The sequence below is a fragment of the Sarcina sp. DSM 11001 genome (assembly GCF_900101015.1).
Lineage (GTDB): Bacteria > Bacillota > Clostridia > Lachnospirales > Lachnospiraceae > CAG-791.
The window spans coordinates 92,937-115,581 of the sequence record NZ_FNFZ01000006.1 but is presented as its reverse complement, the minus strand read 5'-3'; the positions used below and the strand labels follow the sequence as shown (position 1 = coordinate 115,581).

14 protein-coding genes are annotated in these 22,645 nt (G+C 53.4%); 4 read left to right on the top strand and 10 right to left on the bottom strand.

Annotated elements, in window-relative coordinates:
* Positions 1-33: 33 nt before the first annotated feature.
* Complete coding sequence (locus BLT02_RS04615) at positions 34-897, top strand: tRNA 2-thiocytidine biosynthesis TtcA family protein (RefSeq protein WP_347474894.1); 864 nt, start codon at positions 34-36, stop codon at positions 895-897.
* A gap of 193 nt (positions 898-1,090) precedes the next feature.
* Here BLT02_RS04615 and BLT02_RS04610 read toward each other — a convergent pair whose 3' ends face one another.
* From BLT02_RS04610 to BLT02_RS04545, 10 genes are all read right to left on the bottom strand, one after another.
* A complete protein-coding gene (locus tag BLT02_RS04610; RefSeq protein WP_092992031.1) occupies positions 1,091-1,681 on the bottom strand; it encodes a Maf family protein in 591 nt (196 codons plus the stop codon).
* Between the two features lie 169 nt (positions 1,682-1,850).
* Complete coding sequence (locus BLT02_RS04605; protein WP_092992029.1) at positions 1,851-2,033, bottom strand: transcriptional regulator; 183 nt, start codon at positions 2,031-2,033, stop codon at positions 1,851-1,853.
* Between the two features lie 59 nt (positions 2,034-2,092).
* On the bottom strand, positions 2,093-2,566 hold the full coding sequence (locus BLT02_RS04600; RefSeq protein WP_092992027.1) for a hypothetical protein: 474 nt from the start codon (positions 2,564-2,566) through the stop codon (positions 2,093-2,095).
* A gap of 100 nt (positions 2,567-2,666) precedes the next feature.
* Positions 2,667-3,173: a QueT transporter family protein gene (locus BLT02_RS04595; RefSeq protein WP_092992109.1), complete on the bottom strand. Its 507-nt coding sequence runs from the start codon at positions 3,171-3,173 to the stop codon at positions 2,667-2,669.
* 76 nt (positions 3,174-3,249) lie between these two features.
* The gene (locus tag BLT02_RS17720; RefSeq protein ID WP_242869696.1) at positions 3,250-7,878 is read right to left on the bottom strand and encodes a glycoside hydrolase family 2 TIM barrel-domain containing protein; all 4,629 of its coding nucleotides are present in this window, start codon (positions 7,876-7,878) and stop codon (positions 3,250-3,252) included.
* A 132-nt stretch (positions 7,879-8,010) separates the two neighbouring features.
* Entirely contained in the window at positions 8,011-9,075 is a 1,065-nt protein-coding gene (locus tag BLT02_RS04570) for an NUDIX domain-containing protein (RefSeq protein ID WP_092992024.1), read from the bottom strand.
* 339 nt (positions 9,076-9,414) lie between these two features.
* On the bottom strand, positions 9,415-9,900 hold the full coding sequence (locus tag BLT02_RS18190; protein ID WP_347474893.1) for an acylphosphatase: 486 nt from the start codon (positions 9,898-9,900) through the stop codon (positions 9,415-9,417).
* 152 nt (positions 9,901-10,052) lie between these two features.
* On the bottom strand, positions 10,053-12,104 hold the full coding sequence (locus tag BLT02_RS04555; protein WP_092992020.1) for an ATP-binding response regulator: 2,052 nt from the start codon (positions 12,102-12,104) through the stop codon (positions 10,053-10,055).
* 447 nt (positions 12,105-12,551) lie between these two features.
* Positions 12,552-13,877, bottom strand: coding sequence for an alpha-amylase family glycosyl hydrolase (locus tag BLT02_RS04550; RefSeq protein WP_092992018.1), 1,326 nt, complete (start codon positions 13,875-13,877; stop codon positions 12,552-12,554).
* Between the two features lie 368 nt (positions 13,878-14,245).
* Positions 14,246-17,239 (bottom strand): ATP-dependent DNA helicase, encoded by a 2,994-nt coding sequence (locus BLT02_RS04545; RefSeq protein WP_139187412.1) that lies wholly within the window; start codon positions 17,237-17,239, stop codon positions 14,246-14,248.
* A 682-nt stretch (positions 17,240-17,921) separates the two neighbouring features.
* Here BLT02_RS04545 and asnA point away from each other — a divergent pair.
* The 3 genes from asnA to BLT02_RS04530 all read left to right on the top strand — a co-directional run bounded on the left by asnA (position 17,922) and on the right by BLT02_RS04530 (position 22,494).
* Positions 17,922-18,932: an aspartate--ammonia ligase gene (asnA, locus tag BLT02_RS04540; RefSeq protein ID WP_092992014.1), complete on the top strand. Its 1,011-nt coding sequence runs from the start codon at positions 17,922-17,924 to the stop codon at positions 18,930-18,932.
* Between the two features lie 384 nt (positions 18,933-19,316).
* A complete protein-coding gene (gene gdhA / locus BLT02_RS04535) occupies positions 19,317-20,651 on the top strand; it encodes an NADP-specific glutamate dehydrogenase (protein ID WP_092992012.1) in 1,335 nt (444 codons plus the stop codon).
* Between the two features lie 622 nt (positions 20,652-21,273).
* Positions 21,274-22,494 carry a THUMP domain-containing class I SAM-dependent RNA methyltransferase gene (locus BLT02_RS04530; protein ID WP_092992010.1) on the top strand — a complete coding sequence of 407 codons (1,221 nt, stop codon included), beginning with the start codon at positions 21,274-21,276 and terminating at the stop codon, positions 22,492-22,494.
* Positions 22,495-22,645 lie beyond the last annotated feature (151 nt).

Below are 22,645 nucleotides of genomic sequence, written 5' to 3'. Positions count from 1 at the left end.
GAAATATCCTCTTTGAACTTTGAACAGAGAAACATGGAAATAACTTATTCAGAAGATCTTCAGGAGCGCAGAGATGAGATAGAAAAAAAACTGCGCAAGAAATACAAACATGACCTGGTCGGCCGCTTTGAAAAAGCGGTCGTCCGGTATGAACTGGTAAGTGAGAACGACCGCATTGCCGTCTGTATTTCAGGCGGTAAGGATTCCATGCTCATGGCCAAGCTTTTCCAGGAGCTCAAACGGCACAACAAGTTCCCGTTTGAGCTCGTCTTTCTATGCATGGACCCGGGCTATCTGCCTGCGAACCGGTCACTGATCGAGTCCAATGCCGGGCTCCTGGGAATCCCGATCGAATTCTGCAGCACCAATATCTTTGACGCCGTTTCCACTATCGAAAAATCCCCCTGCTATCTCTGCGCCCGCATGCGCCGCGGCTATCTCTACCGCTTCGCGAAGGAGCATGGCTGCAACAAGATCGCCCTGGGCCACCACTTTGACGACGCCATCGAGACCATCCTCATGGGCATGCTCTACTCCGGCCAGTATCAGGCTATGCTGCCCAAACTCAGGAGCACAAATTTCGAGGGAATGGAACTCATCCGTCCCATGTATCTCATCCGCGAAAAAGACATCTGCCGCTGGCGCGACGACAACGGACTGCGGTTCCTGCAGTGCGCCTGCCGCTTCACGGAAATGCTGGAGAAGGAAAAAGGGTTCGACTGTCACGAGCCCTCCGCCTCCAAACGTCTGGAGACAAAAAAACTCATCGCCGAACTCTCGGAAACCATTCCCCAGGTCGAGGCCAACCTCTTCCGCGCCACGGAAAATGTCGTCCTCAACAAAGTTCTCGGCTACAAGATCCACGGGGAAAAACACACTTTCCTTGAGGACTATTGAGATCTGATACGTTCTGCAGGATGTGACAGTCAGGGAAACACTTTCCTTGAGGACTATTGAGATCAGCAAAAAGGGCTGGTGCATTAAGAGAAAAGTATCGTTTGATATGCTTTTCTGCTAATGCAACAGCCCCTTTTCTTCTTTTTTTGTGAAGGTTATGTTAAGGCCGGTCAATCAGTGATCCTGAAAGTTCTTACAACAGCCCCCGTGAAGCCATCTCATGGTACATTCTCGCGACAGGCAGTCCGACGACATTATTATAATCTCCGCGGATCCCGCGGATAAAAACTGAAAAGGCGCCCTGGATTCCATAGGCTCCCGCTTTGTCGTAAGGCTCCTGCAGGGAGATATACCCTTCGATCTCCCCCCGGTTCATGGGATAGACATCGACAGCCGTCTCTTCATAAAAGGAAAAATGGCGGATGTCTTTTGACTGCTGTACGCAGCACACGGTCACGCCGGTATACACATGGTGCTCCCTGCCCTGCAGCAGTCCGATCATGCGCGCCGCGTCCGCCCGGTCAGCCGGTTTCCCGAGGATCCTTCCATCCGCCGCGACGACAGTATCCGCGCCGATGACAATGATTCGATCCCCCTCGCACGGCTTTACTATGCGGGACACCTCCATTGCCTTCTGAAAAGAGAGCTCCTTCACTGCCTCCGCAGGATCCGTACTGTTGACAGTCTCTTCTCCCCGGGCAGGGATCACCTCGTATTCACTGAGCACCATATGCAGAAGCTCCCTTCTCCTTGGAGACTGCGATGCAAGTATATATCTGTCCATTTGCTCTATCCTCCCGCTGCCATACGTACAGGCTCTGAATTAAGCCTTTTTTATTCCTTCTTATTTTTTTCTTTTTATTCAGTGCGGCCTATATTCAGAGTTTGTAAAAATACCTGGCAGCTGTAAACGAGGGCTGCTGATTCTGTCATCAGCAGCCCTCTCTGAACCATTACTTTTCAGCAGGTTCCCATTTGCAGCGGACGGGTGATACGATGGAGCCTTCCTTCTTCATGGCAGCAAAAGCCTTGTCAACAACCTTCCGGTCAAGACCGGTCAGCTCCGCGACCTTTCCTGCATTCAGGGGCTCTCCCGCTTTTTTCATTGCTTCCAGAATGATTTCTTTCTCGTTCATGTTCATCCTCCTTTAATAAAAATGTTAAAAAGGTTTTGGTCCTTGTGCAGGACTCTCTCCTATTTCCAGTTCACGGTTCCGAAGATCTCGTCCAGGACGGGCAGGCTGGCGTCCCTGAGGGCGTCCCTGAAATAGCAGTGAATATAATAAAAGGTATTTCTGTTTTTGAGGTACAGGGACTCTCCTGCCATTCCTGTCCCCTGCACTTCATAAGCGTACAGATAACCGTCCGCTCTTCTGCCTCCGAGCTCTTTTTCAAGAAAGCTGTCCAGCCGGTACCCATATTGTCCCATGGGCTTTCTGATCTGGGCCTCCATATTTTTGGCGATCTCCCGGGTGTTCAGGATCTTCGCAAACAGTCCGTTCGTCTTTTTCCATGAGACAGAAAGGTCAATATGCCTTTCAGGGTCAGAAATGCACCAGCCGGGCGCTTCACCGTAAAAGGTCATTTTGCTCAGTTCCTCTTCGCTCATGACATGAAAGCCGTCGGGATAAGACAGCTGCATTTCGTTGTTCAGAACTACTGTCTCCATAACAATATTCTCCTAATATCCTTTTGACCTAATATTCTTTTGAATAGTGAATTCCACGCGGCTGTAATAGAGTCACGGGAAAGCCACAGGAAAGCTCTGTTTATTCATCACCGCTTCTTACAATACGCTTTCCATATTTAAGCAGCACAGAGACCAGTATTTCCCCCAGAATATAACATCCGACGATTTCTCCTCCGGCTATGTATACCATCATCAGGGGGATCGGAATCTCTACTGCGTAGCCGTACCTGAGTACAAAGGGGATGATGAGTGCATTGGAAAGGACCATCGGGATCGGGAACAACCAGCGTTTGTCAAAGAGCTTCCGGCCGAGCACCGCCCCGATCAAGGTGGCAAGACTCCCGAAAATAACGTCTGGAAGGACTGCTCCGCCCAGAATATTCGCAATCAGACATCCGACAAACAGCCCGGGGACAGCTGCCGGTGTGAACATGAGAAAGGCCGTCAGCGACTCCGCGATCCGGACCTGTATGGGGCCAAAGGAGATCGGCGCAAAGATCATTGTAAGCACAACATAGATTGCGGCGATCAGTGCGCCCAGCGCGATCGTCTGAGCGGCGGCTGTCGTGTTTTCCTGTTCCTTCATAAACTTTTTTCTCCTGGTATTTGTAAAAATTCTGTCGTTCTTCTCAGAAATCATTAAAGACCGACAAAGAAGGACATTATATTCCCTCTGCCACAACCTCAAAGTGCAGGGGCCTGTCGGCCGGCAGGCAATACTGCGGAAGGGTCGGGGCTCCCCAGCTGTCGTCTCCTCCGACTCCCATCTGCATCAGACAGCAGCGCACATGTGTGTAATGTACAGGAGGAAGTTCATAGCTGTGGCCGGCGTTTTCCAGTTCCTGCGGTGTATAGGGCAGCGCTGAGAACTCCATACAGGGATGCTCCCTGTAAGCCCCCACAGCTCCCGCGACGGCAGACTCCTTATCAATATTCTCCATGCCGGGACGGGAAACGGTTTCCGTCTCTTTAAGTCCCTGTGCTTTGCCTGCTGAAAAGCGAAGTCCCCGCCCGAAGCGATCTGTCACCTCCGCCCAGCGCACGCCGGTCCGGTTTCCACACTCCTGAGGCACGAGATAAGGGGACATATTATCCCGCACTGAGCTTTCAAAAATCCCCAATCTTGCGCCCCGGTTCCGGTCCGAGTAATTCTCAGCCGGCCCCTTCCCATAATAGGTAAAGCGGTCCAGATCCGCATTGAGGCAGAAGGAGAAACCAAAAAGAGGCATGGAAGGCAGCCCGGCTGCGGGTTGTGCAGGATCCCGGCCGATGAGATTCCCGTCAATATCCTTCCACTCAGCGGGATCCCAGTCCATGGAAAGTGTAAGTTTCCCGTCGTCAGAGAAACGGTATCCGACAGTCACTGACGGACAGGCTTCTGTTGAAACACTGTGTGAAAAAAGAAGGGGAAGGGCGTATCGGATCTGCAGCAGGACAGAATCGTCCTCTGTAAAAATCTGCAGGGTCTCCGGGCGGGGGATCTGGTATTCCTCTGCCAGCTTCCAGACGCCGTGGCCGGCAGCCATGTGGTTCCCCGCATCGTTGCTGGTGGGTGCCCGCCAGAAACAGGGACGGGGCATTTTTTCAAAGAGCTCCATCCCGGCAGCAGATCTCCCACTTCCTGTACCCGGTAAACGGGCAGGGCCGCCTGTGCCGTAACCTGCAAAGGGATTGCCCCCTTTCCGGAAGGAAATGAGACCTCCCTTCAGGAGAGAAAACAGGGCATCATAGTGGTCTCCCCTGATCCCGATATTAAAGCTTCCGCGAGTCACCCTGATCCTGCCGGACGATGTCCGGACTTCCATGGTCCTCTGCCAGTCTGTACCGGAAAAAACAAGGTCGTGCTTTATACCCTCCGGGGATCCGGCATCCTCTTTGGACTGAGCATCCTCCGGGAATCCGACATCCTCCTTGGACTGAGCATCCTCCTGGAATCTGACATCCTCTTTGGGCTGAGCATCTTCCGGAGAACCGGCTTCTTCTTTGAACCGGGTCTTATCCGGATTACTATCCGGGCTTTTCCCGGTTGTTTCACCAGTCTCACCAGTCAGAAAAACTCCCTGCCCGAACGCGATCTCGTGGCCTTTTGACGCCCACGAACAATCTTCGCGCAGGCGCATGGAGACAGTCACGGCATATTCCTTCGGTCCCTTGCTCTCTGCCGCGTCTGTCTGTGCCGGATCCACGACCTGTTCCGCAGTTTTCGCTTCTTTGGATTCCGGTACCGCAGTATCAGATTCTCCACTACCCTGGTCTGCAGTATCTATATCTGATCCGGTTCCTGTGGATGCCGGTTTTCCTGATCCTTCTTCCAGTTCAGAGATCCTGCGCAGAATCTCCTGCGGCAGGGGATACACAGCTTCCGAGAGCGCCGGGACAGCCGTTTCCAGCGCTGCTTCGGCAGCCTTTTCCCCTTCAATCTCCAGAAGGACAGTACAGTCAAAGCTTTCGGTTCCGGTAAACAGATTGTCGTTCATGATCCGGACACAGTCCCTGCCTGTTTCGAAGCGGATGGCCTGGTAGTTGTATCTGACCTCCTGCATCTTGCCGGCATAGGGACGGCGGGTGCCGTCCACGATCCCGTTGCCGGAAAAATCATAGTCTGTCGGCCTCTCGCCGAAATCTCCGCCATAAGCCTGGAATTCCTCTCCATAGTGGTTCGTACTGCGGATGGACTGGTCGACAAAATCCCAGATAAAACCGCCCTGATAACGGGGCTCCCTGATGGACAGGTCCGTGTAGCGGTGCATGCCGCCGCAGGAATTGCCCATGGCGTGGGTGTACTCGCAGCAGACAAAGGGTTTGTCCGTATGCTCCTTCAGAAACTCCTCTATTGCCTCCGCGGAAGGATACATCTGGCTCTCCATATCGCTGGATCGGGGCCAGGTCCTGTCGTGGAAGATCCCCTCATAATGAACGAGGCGGTCGGGATCAAGGGCGCGGAACCTGTCTGCCATATCTCTGATCACAGTTCCTCCAAAGGACTCGTTGCCCACGGACCAGATCAGGATCGAGGGATGGTTCTTGTCTCTCTGATAGCAGGAATTGATGCGGTCCAGCAGAAGCCCGCTCCACCGCTCATCATCCCCGGGGACAATGCCGGGAGTAGGCAGTCCCGCTTCAGCGGGCGCCCAGCTGGCATGGGACTCCATGTTGTTTTCCGCGATCAGATACAGCCCCAGTTCATCACAGAAGCGGTAGAGGGCAGAGGCATTCGGATAATGACAGGTGCGGACAGCGTTGATATTGTTCTGCTTCATCAGAATGAGGTCCCGGCGGGTGATCTCTGCCGGGACAGTCCTGCCGCTGTCGCAGGTAAATTCGTGCCGGTTCACGCCGCGGAAAACGATCCTCTTCCCGTTCAGGCACATCAGCCCGTCCTTCATCTCAAATCTGCGGAAACCGATCCTCTCGCGGACAATCTCCAGAAGGATCTGCTGAAAAGCCGCCCCTTCACCGGAATCCCCGCCGGCGGCCGGTCCCTCACAGACCAGACGCAGGGTCAGGTCATAAAGCTGAGGGTCTTCGGCGCTCCACAAGGCCGGTTTTTCAATCTTTTCAACAAGGGAAAGGGAGAGCCCGGTGCTTCCTCCCTCTGTATCTGCGTTCTCACCCATATGCCCCGGCAGCTGATCCGGATCCGGCAGGTCCGGCAGCGGCACAGCTCCGCGCAGCACCACACTGCCTTCTAAGGCCAGACTATAGGCCATGAGCAGGCGGGCGGACGGCTGTTCTGCAGAGGGCTGTTCTTTTTCTTTTTGATTATCTTTTTGATTTTCTTTTTGATCTCTTTTTTGTGCGCGGCAGGCAGAGTGCGCCCTGTGCACCCGGAGCGCCTCCCCGTACAGCCTTATCTGCGCCCCGATCTCCAGAGTTCCCTCCGTCAGGGTCTCGTCGGTCAGCGGCCGGATCCGAAGGTCATACAGATGTGCCTGAGGCAGGGTATAGAGCCAGACATCCCGGAAGATCCCGGAGAAGCGGAAGAAATCCTGGCTCTCCAGCCAGCTCGAAGCCGTCCACTTAAAGACGCGCACGGCGAGCTTGTTTTCCCCATTGACGTCGACAAAGGGAGTCAGGTCAAATTCTGAAGGGCTGAAGCTGTCTTCGCTGTAGCCGACATAGTTTCCATTGCACCAAAGGGCAAAGCCGCTCTCCACGCCCTGGAAGGAGATGCACAGAGGGCTCCCTCCCGCCACATATCCCTTCATTTTTTCGGGGAGAGAAAAATACTTCACATAGGACGCAGTGGGATTAAAATGCGCCGGAATCTCTCCGGGCACAATGTCCTCGCGCCCGTCCCAGGGATACTGATAATTGATATAGGCGGGCACATCATAGCCTTCCATCTGGATATGGGCGGGGACCCTGATGTCCGCCCACTCCCGGCAGTCAAAAGAGACATCCTCAAACCCCCGGGGGGCATCCTGGGGCCTCTCCGCATAGGAAAATTTCCAGAGGCCGTTCAGGGAAAGGCGCAGCGCGGAAGGAACCGCTGTGCCGGCCGGTTCATCCGCGCCTGCCGCAAGCTCCTTTTCATCCGCGAAAAACACATGGTCCGAGTGGGCCGGGAGGCGGTTTTGCTCAAAGATCTCCGGATCCGCGATAACAGCGGGATCAAAACAGGAGATCCGCTCCATCCCTGCCCTCAGCGCGGCGATCAGAGCCGGGGCCGTCTGCCCGGGTTTCCAGCCCCTGACGTCTCTGGCGTCTGCCTGCGCAGGAGTCCCCCCGCCGGTTTCGCTGTCCTGCACACCATTTCCCTGCGCGCTGTTTTCCAGTGCGCCGTCCTTACGGACAGGACCGGAGAACTCAGTCAGTGAATAATAAGGTGTGTGTTTTCCGAATCTGCGGATATAGGCAGACAGACTCCCGCTGATGCCGGTCAGGCATTCTGCCAGCAGGTCCTCGCCGGTTTTTTCCCGATAACGTTTCAGGCGGGTGCGGAACCTCTGGATCGTCCGCAGGCTGAAGGGCTGACCGACCGCCTGGGTAATATGGAGGGCTGTCCGGATCCGCAGATCGAACATGGCCGCTTCCACCAGATCCTCATCCGACATCTGACGCAGTTCCTGCAGGAGCAAGGCACCTACAAGCACATTGACGGGCACATTGCGTCTGGATCTGCCCTCACTGAAAAGAGGGGCAAAAAGCATCTCATCTATACAGGGAAAAATCCCGGACGCAAACACAGAAGCCCAGGATTCCTCCAGGATCTTTTTTTCTTTTTCAGTCAATGGCTCCATACCTGACCTGAGGCCTAATTGTTCGTAGGAATACGTTGTAAAAGCCATGTTCTCCCTCTCTCTAAAAAATAAGTGTACTGTCCTGTTCCTTTCAGGTACTGATCACATTCCTTGATCACACCCCTTGATCACATCCCTTGATCACATCCCTTGACCACGTCCCTTGATCACATCCCTTGATCACAGTCCTTTCAGATAGGCGCCGACCATCTCAAATTCATCTTCATAGATACAGTTGGGCAGGGTACCCGCATGGATCGCCTCACGGCATTTTTCATAATCCATCCAGCGGACAGACTCCACTTCCTCCTCCTGGAGGGAAAAATCGTCGTCATCAAAACGCCTGGTGATGACAAAGACGCTGCTGAGCTCATTGTCCCTGAACATCCGCCCGTAAAACGGTGCCTCAAAGGCTCCGCGGTGCTTTCCGACATAATGCAGGTCAGCCGGATCCGCAGTAATGCCCAGTTCCTCCTCCAGTTCCCTCAGGGCAGCCCCCAGCGGCTCATCTCCGGCCGCGATGTGTCCCGCCGATGAGATATCATAGCAGCCCGGGTTGGAGTCCTTGACAGCGCTGCGTTTCTGCAGCAGGACCTCCCAGCGCCCTTCGTTTCCATCCGGAGCTGACGGATCCGACGGTTCCTCCCCGGCCCGCCTCACGATCCAGGTATGCACCGTCCCGTGGAGGCTCCCCTCCCGGTGAGCGACGCCGCGCTCCCGCACCAGCCCCGTCTTCGTTCCGTCCTCATTCAGGATCTCAAAAAGCTCCATGGGTTTTCCGTTCAGATCGGCAGAGACCAGTCCTCCGCTCCCGTTATAGACGAGCTTCAGGGAAAAGAAGGGTTCATTTTCGTCGATCAGCCTGAAAAAGATCTTGTCACCCTCCCAGATGTTGAGGTTCCAGACCCGGCTGATGTCCACCCACTCGAGCTGTCCCTCATCGCACAGGATGGGTTCTCCCTCGAAGCCGTCCGCTGTAAACAGGTGCATATATTCTGTGACGCCGTCCCCGGAGACAAAGGTCACGATCCCCCGGAACCGCCATGAGGTCAGCCTGTAGCCGGTCTCCTCCCGGACCTCCCGCAGCAGGCACTCCTCGGGACTCTCGTCCGCCTCAAAATGTCCCCCGACACCGATCCATTTGTCCTTGTTGACATCATTTTTTTTGACAGTCCGGTGCAGCATCAGATATTTTCCGTCTTTTTCCATATAGCAGAGAGTGCTCAGCGCCGCGGAGTGACTCATTTTCTCTTCTCCTCGTTTTTCTTTTCCCTTGTATTGTCTTTTCTTCTTGTTTTTTTCCCTATAAAGAATTTTTTTCTATAAAGAACTTTATCCTGTAAAAACCATTTTTCTGGAAAAAATTTTCCCTGGAAAAAAACTATTTTCCTGGAATAAATCTATTTCCTGTAAAAACTTTTTCCAGTAAAAAACTGATTCCTGTAAGAACTGATAAGGAATTGTAACACACAAAAGACCAAAGCGTCCGCACCGAAGCTGGAGGCGCTTTGGTCTTTTCTACTTTGTCTTTTCATCAACACATTACAAAGTATCCGGCCTGCGGGAAAATGGGACATCAGTACACTAATACCCTCTTACCTGGAATCCGCGCTCTTCCCGCACCAGGGGCAGCTTCTTCTTTTCGATGTGTTCTATGCGGATCCATCTGCCGGTCTGCAGCTGCAGGAGCATGTAGTCAATGGCTTCTTCAGGTCCCTGGACCTCCATTTCCACACTCCCGTCCGGCATATTTTTCACCCAGCCCGTCAAATTGAAATTTCTGGCAGCATACATTGACTGGTATCGAAATCCAACGCCCTGTACGCGTCCCAAAAAACGCAAATGGAGCCTTGTAACGGGCGACGCCATCATCTGCCTCCTCTCCATGTCCGACAATCCGCTGTCTTCTGTGTCCGCACCGGATCCCCCGGCCGCATTTCCTTCTTCCCTGTTTCCTGCGCGCTCCCTGATCTCATCGAGGATATCCTGAGGAAACAGGATCCGAAGCAGGTGCAGAAACCATTCCCTGATCTTTTCAAAAAGTCTCTTAAAAAAGCCCTTCTCTTCCATTCCTGATAATCCTGAGCCTCATACCCCTGATCCTGATATCCTGAGCCTGATATCCCTTATCCCGATATCCTGAGCCTGTTATCCTGATCGTGACACCCCTGGACCTGATATCCCTGAGCAGCCTGGCAGCCTTGATCCACTCCGGGTTTCCCTCAGGACCGGATATCCTTTTTCCTGCGGATATGATTCTTGATGACATGGATATCCACAGGCTTGGGAATATGCGCATTCATGCCGGCTTCAAATGATCTGGCCACATCCTCCTCGAGGGTCCCCGCCGTCATCGCATAGATCTGGATGGTCTTTGCGTCCTCCCGGTCAAGCGACCGGATAGCGGAAGCAGCCGTACAGCCGTCCATGACCGGCATCTGGATATCCATCAGGATGGCATCATAATATCCCGGCCTGGAATTGCTGAACATGGCCAGCGCAGCCCGGCCGTTCCTGGCGATCTCACAGCGGGCGCCCGACATCTCCAGGAGCTCTTTGAGCAGATCTGCATTCATGGCATTGTCTTCCGCCGCGAGGAAACGGAGTCCTTCCAGAGAATAATCATCTGTCTGGTCATCCGCCTGCCCGGCGTCCTTCCGTTCTTCAAAGGCCTGTTCCGCCAGTCTGTGGAGCGCGGAGAAATAAAACGGCTTCTGGAGGACATGGCTTACACCCGTCCCTTCGATCTCCCTGGCCATGGAAGTGCGTCCGGACATCAGGAAGATCACAGGCATTTTGATCCAGGACATGGCGCGGAGATTTCCCAGCACTTCCCGCCATTCCAGATCCTGAATATCTTCATCGAGCAGGATCAGGTCAAATCCCATTTCCTCGGCGCTGGACTGCTCGATCATCTTGACCGTCCCGTATCCGGAGGAAATACTCAGAGCCTCGACCCCTGCGCTTTCCATCAGATTGCGTATCCTTGCTCCCTCCTGAAGATTGCTGTTGACGATAAGCATACGGTGGATCCCTCTCTGATTCCAGAAATCGGGATCGCTCCCATTGACCATACTGAGGCGGAGACGGATCCAGATGATCGTCCCCTCTCCAGGTAAACTCTGTGCAGAGATCGTGCCACCCATCATGGAGACAAGCTTTCTGGTCAGCCAGATTCCTGTCCCGCGCCCGGGCTCGCTCCGCACATCCTCGGAAGATTCGCTCCGGAAATATGATTCAACAGACTCTCTGTCCATACCGATCCCCGTGTCCCTGACCTCAAAGGTAAGGGCAACCTCCCTGCCTTCCCGGTCAGGTGTCCCGGTGACAGTCAGTTCCACCCTGCCTCCCGAGGGGGTAAACTTGACTGCATTGGACAACACGCCGCGGAGCATTTCCATGATTCTGGATCTGTCCCCCAGGACGATATCATGCTCAATGCCCTTAGTGGAAAACACAAACTTCTGATTCCTGGCGTTGGCCAGACTGGAAAATATGGTGGAGACCTCCTCCAGCATCAGCCCCAGTCCGAATTCCTCGGACTCCATGTTCAGATCACCGGACCCGATCCGGCTCATATCAAGGATCTGATCCACAGTCCCCATAATCTCCTGACAGGCGACCCCGATCCTGTGTGCATATTCCCTGACCTTGGAGGGATTCTCCGCGTTTTTCATCAGCAGCATGACAAAACCCGAGATGGAACTTATCGGAACCCGGAAATCATGCGACATACTGGCCAGGAAATAACCAGCGGCACGGTTGATATCCTGTGTCTGCTGGAGCATCATTTCCTCCAGATCACCCTTTGCCGCGTTCGATGTGCACAAAAGAACGACCGCGACCCGGTCGGACCTGCCATAGGGAAGATGGATCACATAGATCAGATACTGACGGCGCGACCCGTTTGTCCTGTGGATAAAGGTCTCTTCCCTCCTGTCATATTTCTCAATGTCTTCAAAAGCGGGACTGATCCTTCGGACATCCTCCAGGGCTTCCCCGGTCTGAACCCCCAGGGCATTTTCCAGGTTTGAGGTGATGAATTCCGCGCGAAAGGTGGTGACAGACATTACCAGGATCACGTGAAGAGTTCCTGACACAATAGAGTCAAAAACCTGGTCATGGCTCAGGATATCATTGTCCCGTATCCGCAGCTCCTGCCTGAGGTTCTCATTTTCCTGGATCAGCGCACGGATCTCCTCCGGAGACAGTCCCGCTGTCTCTCCCCCGGGCGGAGTTCCATGCTCTCGATAATCCTTATGAAGGTTCTCCATTCGTTATTCTCCTTCTTTACCACAGTCAGAAGCTGTGCATTGCTCCTGTTTTGTACTGCCGCAACGACCTCACCCCCTGACAGGCCGGATTGTATCCACACACTTTTAAGTGTGAAGCAGGGGTGCAGGCACTGTTGCTTAATAACTTCTAAACAGTGCCCTGACAGTCGTAATCCACATTTCCCGGCGCCTGCCTTCTTACTGTGCCTGCCTTCTTATTTTAAAATATTTTATAATTTCTGTAATATTTCATAATATATCCTTATTATATGCCCGAATCCCTCTTTATTCAATGGTCTGCTTACAGGCCTCCTGACCGCCCCCTCCCGTGCAAGGCTTCCTCTGGCTTTTTGCACTGAAAAACGTGGGAAAATACCTGATAATACCTGGGAAAATTTTTGACGAAGCTGGTTTGCCGCCGCTCAGTGGCAGCATGCGTTGTACTGATCACTTTTCCATCTTCCAGAATGCGGCGCTGCAGGGAGGCAGATGGCTCCCGCCTCCGAAATCATGCATCCTGCCTGTGATCAGATCGACGGCCGTCCCGCAGCCGGCATTAAAGTGTGCGACATATTCCTCTTCGTCCGCATTGACAGCGACCAGAACACGCTCTTTTTCTGTCTTTCTCTCAAAAATGCACTGCCTGTTCGTAAGGAGAACGCTCCTGAAATCCCCGTGGCACAGGGCATCGGATCCTGTTTTGGCTCTGCACATTTTGCTGATCAGATCAGTCAACGCATTCCATTCCGGTTTTTCAAAACAGGGCCGCAGGGTCTGATCTCCGTCCTTTTTATCTCCTTCCACTCCCCATTCACTTCCATAATAGAGGCAGGGGATGCCGGGCATGCCGAAGCAGAGCGCATACATGAGAGGCAGATGATCCGGATTCTGCAGGATCGTCGCCGCCCGGGTGACATCATGATTATCCACAAAGGACAGCAGGTGCTTCCCCCTGTACAAAGTCCAGGGGTCCGAACCGAACTGCCGGATCAGAGAGTGGATGATCTCAAACATGTTCATGCTGTTGAAGCTGGAATAAAGTCCCTTATAGCACTCATAGTTTGTAGCCGAATGCAGCAGTCCGTCGCCAATGATCGTCTTGTAATCCCCTCCCAGGATCTCTCCGATCAGGAAGAAATCAGGTTTAAGGGAATCCGTAAAGGAGCGGAGCCTCCGAAGGAAATCCCTGTCCAGGCAATACGCCACATCCAGCCTCAGGCCGTCGATCTCAAAATTTTCGACCCAGTACCTGACTGCCTCGAAGATATGCCCGATCACTTCCTCATTGCGCAGGTTCAGACGGACAAGCTCATAATGACCTTCCCAGCCATCGTACCAGAAACCGTCGTTATAATTGGAATTCCCGTTAAAATCGATATGGAACCAGTCGCGGTAGGGAGACTGTTCCCGCTTTTCCTGAACATCCCTGAACTGTTTGAATCCACGTCCGACATGGTTGAACACACCGTCCAGGACGACCCTGATCCCGTTATCGTGCAGGGCCCTGCAGACATCGCGGAAATCGTCATTAGTGCCAAGCCTTTCATCCAGCTTATAGTAGTCCCTTGTATCATAACCGTGGGAATCCGACGAAAAAAGCGGACAGAAATACACGGCATTGATACCAAGTTTCTTTAAATGAGGGATCCACTCCTCAACCTTGCGGATCCTGTGCAGAGCTGTCTGTTCTTCAGAATGCTCTTCATTGAAAACCGGTGCTCCGCAGAATCCCAGGGTATAAATCTGATAAAAAACGCTCTCCTGTGCCCACATATCCTGTTCCTCTCTTTCCTTTTCCTGCTCTTGTTTCTGTTCTGTTACTTTATCTGACTTTGTCTCTGTTCCGTTCCTTTGACCAGTCCTGGTGCTGTTCTGCCGCTCTACTCCCCCCTTTTTCGAAGGGGTCTGAAGTTTACAAAAATGTTGTTAATCAATCCAGTCAATAATAACGGCACCGCCACTTTTCGTCGATATTCCGTTTGCAATCAGACTTCAAAAACCTTGATATTTTCTCAAAATCACATTGTTATCCCCAAAATCCACAGAGTTATCCACAATTTCACTGCTGTTCGAACTTTCTGATTTTCCAGGATTACGCAAATAATTCCAAATATTTACAGATAATTCAGTCTTTAACAAGTTTACAAAACTTTTCCCTCTTTCATCCCGCGGGAAAGGTTTTCCCAGAAACTACTGACGATGACTGCCGCGCCGCCGCTGTCCGCCTCCCGGGGGATTCCCCACTCCGGCGGGAACAGCTCACGGTTTTCCCGCTCCGCAAACCTTTCATCCATAAGGGCCACCACGCCCGCATCCTCCGCCGTCCTGATCACACGGCCGGCTGCCTGCAGGACCTTGTTCATACCCGGGAACCGGTAGGCATAGTCATATCCGTTTCTACCCCGGGAGGAAAAATACTCTCTCAGAAGCTCCCTCCGGGGCTCAACAGGCGGGATCCCAGTCCCCACTATGAGACATCCGATCAGCCGGTCGTTTCTGAGATCGATCCCTTCCCCGAACATTCCTCCCAGGACGCAGAAGCCGATCAGAGAGCAGCCACTGCGGGGATTTTCAAAGGCTTTCAAAAAAGAAACCCGCTCCTCATCGTCCATCCGCGGTTTCTGCGTCAACAGAGTGATCCCTTCCCTGCTCTCCTCAAGGTCGTCTGTTCCCTCTGCAGAGCCTGCCGCAATGCCGAAAATCCTCGTGAAAGCCTCCTGTACATTTTCCAGAAATGCATAGGAAGGGAAATAAACCATATAGTTTCCCGGCCGGCAGGCCGCGATCTGCCGGATACCGCGCGCTATGCGCTCATAATTATCCGCCCTCCGGTCCCGGTAGCGGCTCGTCACATCCTTTACGATGACCACCTCGCGCTGGTCCGGAGCAAAGGAAGACCGGGCATACATCTCAAAATCATCGCCGGTCCCGCCCAGAAGCCCCTTGTAGTACTGAATCGGGAGAAAGGTGGCGGAAAAACAGATCGTTGACACAGAGGCGGCCTCACAATTCTGCAGACGGGCGGAAGGGTCCGCACAGTACAGGTGCAGATTGAAGCCTCCGCCCTCCCGCCGGGCCGGCTTATTTACCGAATAAACGATATAGTGCTCATCGAGCATTTCCAGAACCTCGTGGAAGCGCGTGATTTCGAAATAGAATTCCAGAAGCTCCGGTGTTTTGCCGGTGTCTGCCCTGCTGTTTCCTGTCTTATTGTTTTCTTTCTTATTGTTTCCCTTCTTATTCTTTCTTTTTATACCCGTAATATTTATATCCGCTATATCCGCGTCTGTTTCTGCATTGCCGGTCCCTGTTCCGTCCGTGTCCGGCTCAGTTTTTCCCTTTCCTCTTTTATTCTCCCCTTCGTACTCCCCTGCACCTGAGATAAAAGACGTATACAGCACTTCGCTCCGCCTGTCCTGCTCCAGGATCCACCTGATCCTGTCCCGGACCCGCTGCAGGGCAGTCGAAAGGCCGGGATCCAGTTCCCCGGGCAGGAAGGTACAGATCTCTCCGCCTGCCCCGGGCGCGCTCTTCCCGGGCGCGCTCTTTAGCGCAGCTTCTTTTTCCATACCGTTCAGGACCCGGACCAGGTCTTTGAGCGTCTTCCAGAGCTGTGGCTGCCTGTCCCTGACAGATCTTCTGAACTGTTTTACCTCTCTGGCGGAGATTTCCGCGCTGTACATCTCCCTTCCCCGCTCCAGCAGGTTGTGCGCCTCATCGACCAGGAGGATGGTTCCGTTCTTTTTCCCGGCTGCTTCCGTGTCTCCGAAAAAGCGGGTGAGACGGACCCGGGGGTGAAAGACATAATTATAATCGCAGATAATGACATCCGAGAAATCCGCTGCGTCAAGGGACAGCTCATAGGGGCATACACAGTGCTTTTCAGCACAGTCCGCGATCTTCTCCGCCGTTATGGGTTCTCCGCCCTCCGCACCGTCCAGCAGATCTCTGAGCGCCCCGTTGATCCGGTCATAGTGGCCGTCTGCCCTGGGGCAGCTGGAAGACCTGCAGTCCACCTCATCGCAGACACAGGAGCGCTCCTTCGAGACAAGCTCCAGACTGCGGACGCACAGCCCCCGCTCATAAAGCAGCCGAAGACTCTCCAGCGCCACCCTGCCGGTCACATTCTTGGCGGTGAGATAAAAAATCTTCTCCGCCTTCCCCTCTCCCACTGCCTTCAGGGCAGGAAAAAGGACAGCAAGCGTTTTCCCGGTCCCTGTCGGAGCCTGCAGAAAAAGCTTTCTGCCATGGACGATCGTCCTGTAGACTCCCGCCGCAAGGTCAAACTGCCCCTCCCGATAAGGAAAAGGGAATTTCACAGCCCTGATCGTTCTGATGGCCGACTCCTCAAAAGACAGTCTCCTTTTTATCCAGGGACCGTAATCCCTGATCAGGGAGAAAAACCACAGGCTGAGTTCTTCAAAAGACTGCTCTTCATAAAAAAAGCGGATCTCTCCGGTGACCTGTCCGCAATAAGTCATGCGGATACCGATCCTGTCCAGGCCTTCCTTCGCCGCATACATATAGGCGTAGCACCTCGCCTGGGCCAGATGGACCTCCTCCGGCTCCCGCATTTCCTGCAGCCCCCGGGAAACAGTCTTGATCTCGTCGACCACAAAAATATCAGAGGAATCTTTTTTAAAGATCCCGTCCGCCCTTCCCTCCAGACACAGGAAAAGATCAGAAGAAGGCACCTGGTCTCTGTTTCCGGCACAGGTCCGGGGGCTGTCATGGCCGTAAGCGCCATTCCCGGGACTTTGCCCCGAAACAGGGGCAGGACAGACCGGCGTCTGATCACTTTCCGGCGAAGAGCTGTCACTGTCAGTTGCGGTCATACCACATGCCGGGGCAATTCTGTCATTTCCTGACACATTCAGTTCACTTTCCAGCGCGGTCTCTGTACAGACAGGAAGGACAGGCAGACCGTCCTCGTTCAGAGGGATCTCCAGTTTCAGCGGCACTTCCGCCCGATAACCCTCTCCCCCTTTTTTCTGGATCTGCCGATGGATCCTGGCCCCTTCGCGCATTGCCGCTTCTCCGGAAGGCCCCGACCTTGACTCAAGGGAACCGCTTCTCAGCAAAAACTCGACAAGTCTGCGCACCGATATTCGCAGGACCTTTTGTCTATCTCCCATGGCATCGCTCCCCTGCGTCCTGCCCCTTCCGGCAGACCATCTGACATTTCCCGTCACTTGCCCGCCGGTATGTGACCGTGAAACCAGTACCCCGTTGACAGCTTTATAGGTCTGTATGAATCCAGTAGTTCCTGTATTCACAACCCGATGCATACTCCTGCTCATTTTACCAAAGGTTGCTTTTTTCTGTCTATCATTTTCGTAATACGGCCAGGAAGCAGCCGGAAACAAGTTACTCCACGCCCCTCGAAGGGCGTGGACATGTAACGCTTGCGCGCGGTGATTCAACAATGCGGAGCTTTGTCATATGCTTCGCTGTGCGCAACACACTCTGCGAGTGTGTTCGCGCCGTTGGACTCTGGTTTTTCGCGAAAAAGCCGTGAAAAACACCTCGAGTTTCAAGCCGGTCTGTACTGTAACTGGAACACTCATTCCACACGGCTTAATATTTATTTGTATCATTGTATACAAAGCTTGCATTTTTCTTTGGAATGTTGTTTACTATATTCATTGTTCATTGCGGCCGGTTCGATCCGGCCGGTCATCCCCGGGGACACTTCCGGCAGGAAGCTTATAACCTGTTCCCTTCCCACCGGGGCTATGACCCGAACATGTACCGTCAACGGGAAGACCAGGGCCGAATACCCTTCTCCTCCCTGCAGCTTTTCAGGAGGAAAATATAATGAAAAACCCTATGATACCGGAAGGTTACGAGTCTGCGCTGAATCTCCACGATACACAGGTCGGCATCAAAACCGTCAAGGATTTTTTCCAGGGGATGCTCGCAGAGGGTCTTAATCTCCTGCGTGTCTCCGCCCCTCTGTTTGTCGATCCCGCCACGGGTCTCAACGACAACCTCAACGGTGTGGAGCGTCCCGTCAATTTTGATATTCTCGAGCAGGACGGACGCATAGGGGAAGTCGTGCAGTCCCTCGCAAAGTGGAAGCGCTATGCCCTGAAGAAATACGGCTTCCGTGTGGGCGAAGGCCTGTACACGGATATGAGCGCGATCCGCCGGGATGAAGAGACGGACAACATCCATTCGATCTACGTAGACCAGTGGGACTGGGAGAAGATCATCCGCAAAGAAGACAGAAATCTGAACACCCTCAAAGAGACCGTCCGCGCTGTCTACCGCGCCCTTCGCATGACAGAGCGCTACATGTCCATCCGGTATGAATATATTGAAGAAACCCTCCCCAGGGAGATCTATTTCATCACGACCGCCGATCTGGAAGCCCGGTTCCCTGACAAGACCCCGAAGGAACGCGAGTATATCATCACCCGTGCCAAAGGTGCCGTCTGCCTCATGCAGATCGGGGACAAGCTCAAAGGCGGAGAGCCCCATGACGGCCGGGCTCCGGACTACGACGACTGGCAGCTCAATGCGGATATCCTCGTATATTACCCTGTCCTGGATATCGCTCTCGAGCTCTCTTCCATGGGTATCCGTGTCGACGCGAAGTCTCTTGCAGACCAGCTGAAAAAGGCCAACTGTGAAGACCGGGCAAACCTTCCCTTCCAGAAGGCGATCCTCAACGACGAACTGCCCTTCACGATCGGCGGCGGAATCGGTCAGTCCCGCATATGCATGTTCTTCCTGCGCAAGGCCCATATCGGAGAAGTCCAGTCCTCCCTCTGGCCTGAAGAAACAGAGAAGGCTCTCCTCGATGCAGGCATACAGCTGCTGTAAACCTGAGTTTCCTTTCAGGCAGCAAAAAAGCAGTGGAAAGTAAGCAGTGGAAATTGGAATTGATAACGGCATAATTGTATCATCGTATACAATTATGCCGTTATTCTTTTATCCCAATATTCATTTTTTCGGTATTTTTTTATAATTTTATCTTGTCGTATGCTAAAACACGCATTATAATGCATACTGTAATTGTTTTTTTGATAAAATCCAATCTCGTTTCAGGATCGCAGCGAGGATCCGGACTGGATTTTACGTCTTTTTACATCGCCGATTGTATACAATAATGCATTTTAGTACCGATTGTATGCATTTGTATGGGATCGACCTGACTGCAGGCGGCTCCTCATACGGGTCGGCAGAGAGCAAAAAAGGAGGTATCTTATGTCTTATGTTGATGAAATTCTCGAGAAGGTAATTGCGAAGAACCCTGCTCAGCCCGAATTCCACCAGGCCGTTAAGGAAGTCCTCGAATCTCTCCGTGTTGTGATCGAAGCCAATGAAGAGCATTTCCGCAAAGAGGCTCTGCTGGAGCGCCTGACCACACCTGAGAGGATCATCATGTTCCGCGTTCCCTGGGTAGATGACAAGGGACAGGTTCAGGTCAACAACGGCTTCCGCGTACAGTTCAACAGCGCAATCGGCCCCTACAAGGGCGGTCTCCGCTTCCACCCTTCCGTCAACCTGGGCATTATCAAATTCCTCGGCTTTGAACAGATCTTCAAAAACTCTCTGACGGGTCTTCCTATCGGCGGCGGCAAGGGCGGCTCTGATTTTGATCCCAAGGGCAAATCCGACCGCGAGGTCATGGCCTTCTGCCAGAGCTTCATGACAGAGCTCTACAGGCACATCGGCGCTGACACTGATGTTCCCGCCGGCGATATCGGCGTAGGCGGCCGCGAGATCGGTTTCCTGTACGGGCAGTACAAGAGGATCACACAGCTCTATGAGGGCGTCCTGACCGGCAAGGGTCTCACCTACGGCGGATCTCTCGCAAGGACAGAGGCGACCGGCTACGGCCTCGTCTACCTGACCCAGGAGCTTCTGAAGGATCACGGCACCAGCCTGGAAGGCAAGACCGTTTCCGTCTCCGGTGCCGGCAATGTCGCAACCTACGCGATCCAGAAGGCACAGCAGCTCGGCGCAAAGGTCGTCACCTGCTCCGATTCCACAGGCTGGATCTATGATCCCGACGGCATCGACGTCGCTCTGCTCAAGGAAGTCAAGGAAGTCCGCCGCGCCCGCCTGACCGAGTACAAGGCCGCCAAGCCCAGCGCGGAATATCACGAGGGCAAAGGCGTATGGTCCATCAAGGTCGATGTGGCCCTTCCCTGCGCGACCCAGAACGAGCTCAACCTCGACGACGCAAAGGCCCTGGTCGCAAACGGCGTCTATGCTGTCTGCGAAGGCGCAAACATGCCCACCACTCTGGAGGCGACCCAGTACCTGCAGGAGAACGGCGTCCTCTTCGTTCCCGGCAAGGCTTCCAATGCCGGCGGTGTCGCCACCTCCGCACTCGAGATGAGCCAGAACTCCGAGCGCCTGTCCTGGTCCTTCGATGAGGTCGACGCCAAGCTTCAGGGCATCATGGTCAACATCTATCACAATATCGCCGCGGCTGCCAAGAAGTACGACATGGAAGGCAACTATGTCGCAGGCGCCAATATCGCCGGCTTCGAGAAGATCCTGACCGCCATGGAGGCACAGGGCATCGTGTAATATAGCTGACAGGTCAATGGTCACAATGGTCATTCCCCGGTCTCCCGGCCTGAATACTCCGTGCGTATACCGCACTGCCAGTTTCGCTGCTGCCAAGTCAAAATCCTGACACAGCCGGAGCCGCACCGGGAAAAAGACTGCCATGATCTGACAGGATCTGACATAATCTGCCATGATCTGCCATTGCCGTCTCGAACAAACGCAATGAATACCCGCAGGGGCTGTGAAAACAGGGAGCTGAATATTCTCATCTGCTCCCGGCTCTCACAGCCCCTGGTTTTGTATTTGTTTTGTTTTCAGCACCTTTTCAGTACCTTTTTCAGTGCCTTTGTTTTTTCAATACTTTTATTCCAGCACCTTTGTCGTTTCAGTACATTTGTTTTTTCAGTACCCTCGCCGTTTCAGCACCTTTTTTCAGTACCTTTGTTTTTTTATTTCAGGTATTGTTCTTTTATAACAGACAATATTTGAATAAAGCAAGGAAATGTTTTACAACTTGTTTTTTTTGAGATAAAATCATCATTAGGGGTTATATACACATAATTCATGAACAGTTTCCTGTTACCACGTGAGAGGCCTCTGCCCACAGAGATCTGTCAGAAGCCCGGGAAGGATTGGGTCTATGCGCCAGTTTGAGCTGATCGCGCCCTGCCATTTCGGAATGGAGAGCGTTGTCAAAAATGAAATCTACGAGATAGGGTACGATATCACAGAAGTCACGGACGGAAGAGTCACCTTTATCGGCGATGAAGAGGCGATCGCAAGGGCCAACATTTGTCTGCGTACAGCAGAACGCATTCTTCTGAAGGTCGGGTCCTTTACGGCGACAAACTTCGAGGAGCTTTTCCAGGGCACGATGTCATTGCCGTGGGAGCAGTTTCTGCCCCGGGAATCCCGTTTCTGGATCAAAAAAGCGGCCAGCGTAAAGAGCCGGGTGTTCTCCCCTTCCGATATCCAGTCCGTGATGAAAAAAGCGATGGTCGAGCGCATGAAGCAAAAGTATCCGATCGATCATTTCCCTGAGACCGGTTCCGATTATCCGGTCCGTGTGTTTATTTATAAAGACGAAGTCACGGTCGCCCTCGACACCTCAGGGGATTCCCTGCACAAGCGCGGTTACCGCCGGATGAAGGTCAAGGCGCCGATCGCTGAGAACCTCGCAGCCGGTCTCATCATGCTGACCCCCTGGCAGGCAGGCCGGGTCCTGGTGGACCCTTTCTGCGGGAGCGGAACCTTCCTGATCGAAGCCGCCCTGATGTCCGCAAATATCGCCCCCGGCCTCTTCCGCCACTTTATCGCGGAAGACTGGACAGAGATCATCCCCTCCGCATGCTGGGCGGACGCCCGCGAGGAAGCGCGCGACATGATCGACCTCTCCGTGGAAACTGACCTGCAGGGCTATGACATCAACCCCGCCGCTATTTCGGCGGCCAGGGAGAACGCCCGCCTTGCCGGAGTGGAAAAACTGATCCACTTCCAGACACGTCCGATCTCCGCCCTCTCCCACCCGAAAAAGTACGGCTTCATCATTACCAACCCGCCCTATGGCGAACGTCTCTCTCCCGGTTCAGAGGCCCTGACCGAGACAGACCTGACTGATGAGGCAAGAGCCCGCGTCAACACCTCCGCGCTCCATGACCTGTATGAGACCCTGGGAGAGCGCTTCCGCGCTCTGGATACCTGGTCCATGTATGTGATCACTTCCTACGACAAATGCGAGGAAGCCATCGGCAGAAAAGCCGCCAGAAACAGGAAGATCTACAACGGCATGCTCAAGACCTATTATTACCAGTTCCCGGGCCCGCGCCCGCCCAGACGCCGGTCTCCGGCAAAATCCATCTGACAGGATACCTGACAGCGTATCCCACTGCCGGATCGGTCCCCGGCAGTGGGATGCCTTTATGAGAATGCCTTTTTAAAAAGCCTTTATAAAATGTCTTTTTAAAAAGCCTTTATAAAATGTCTTCATGAGAATCCCCTTTATGGAAGGAAGC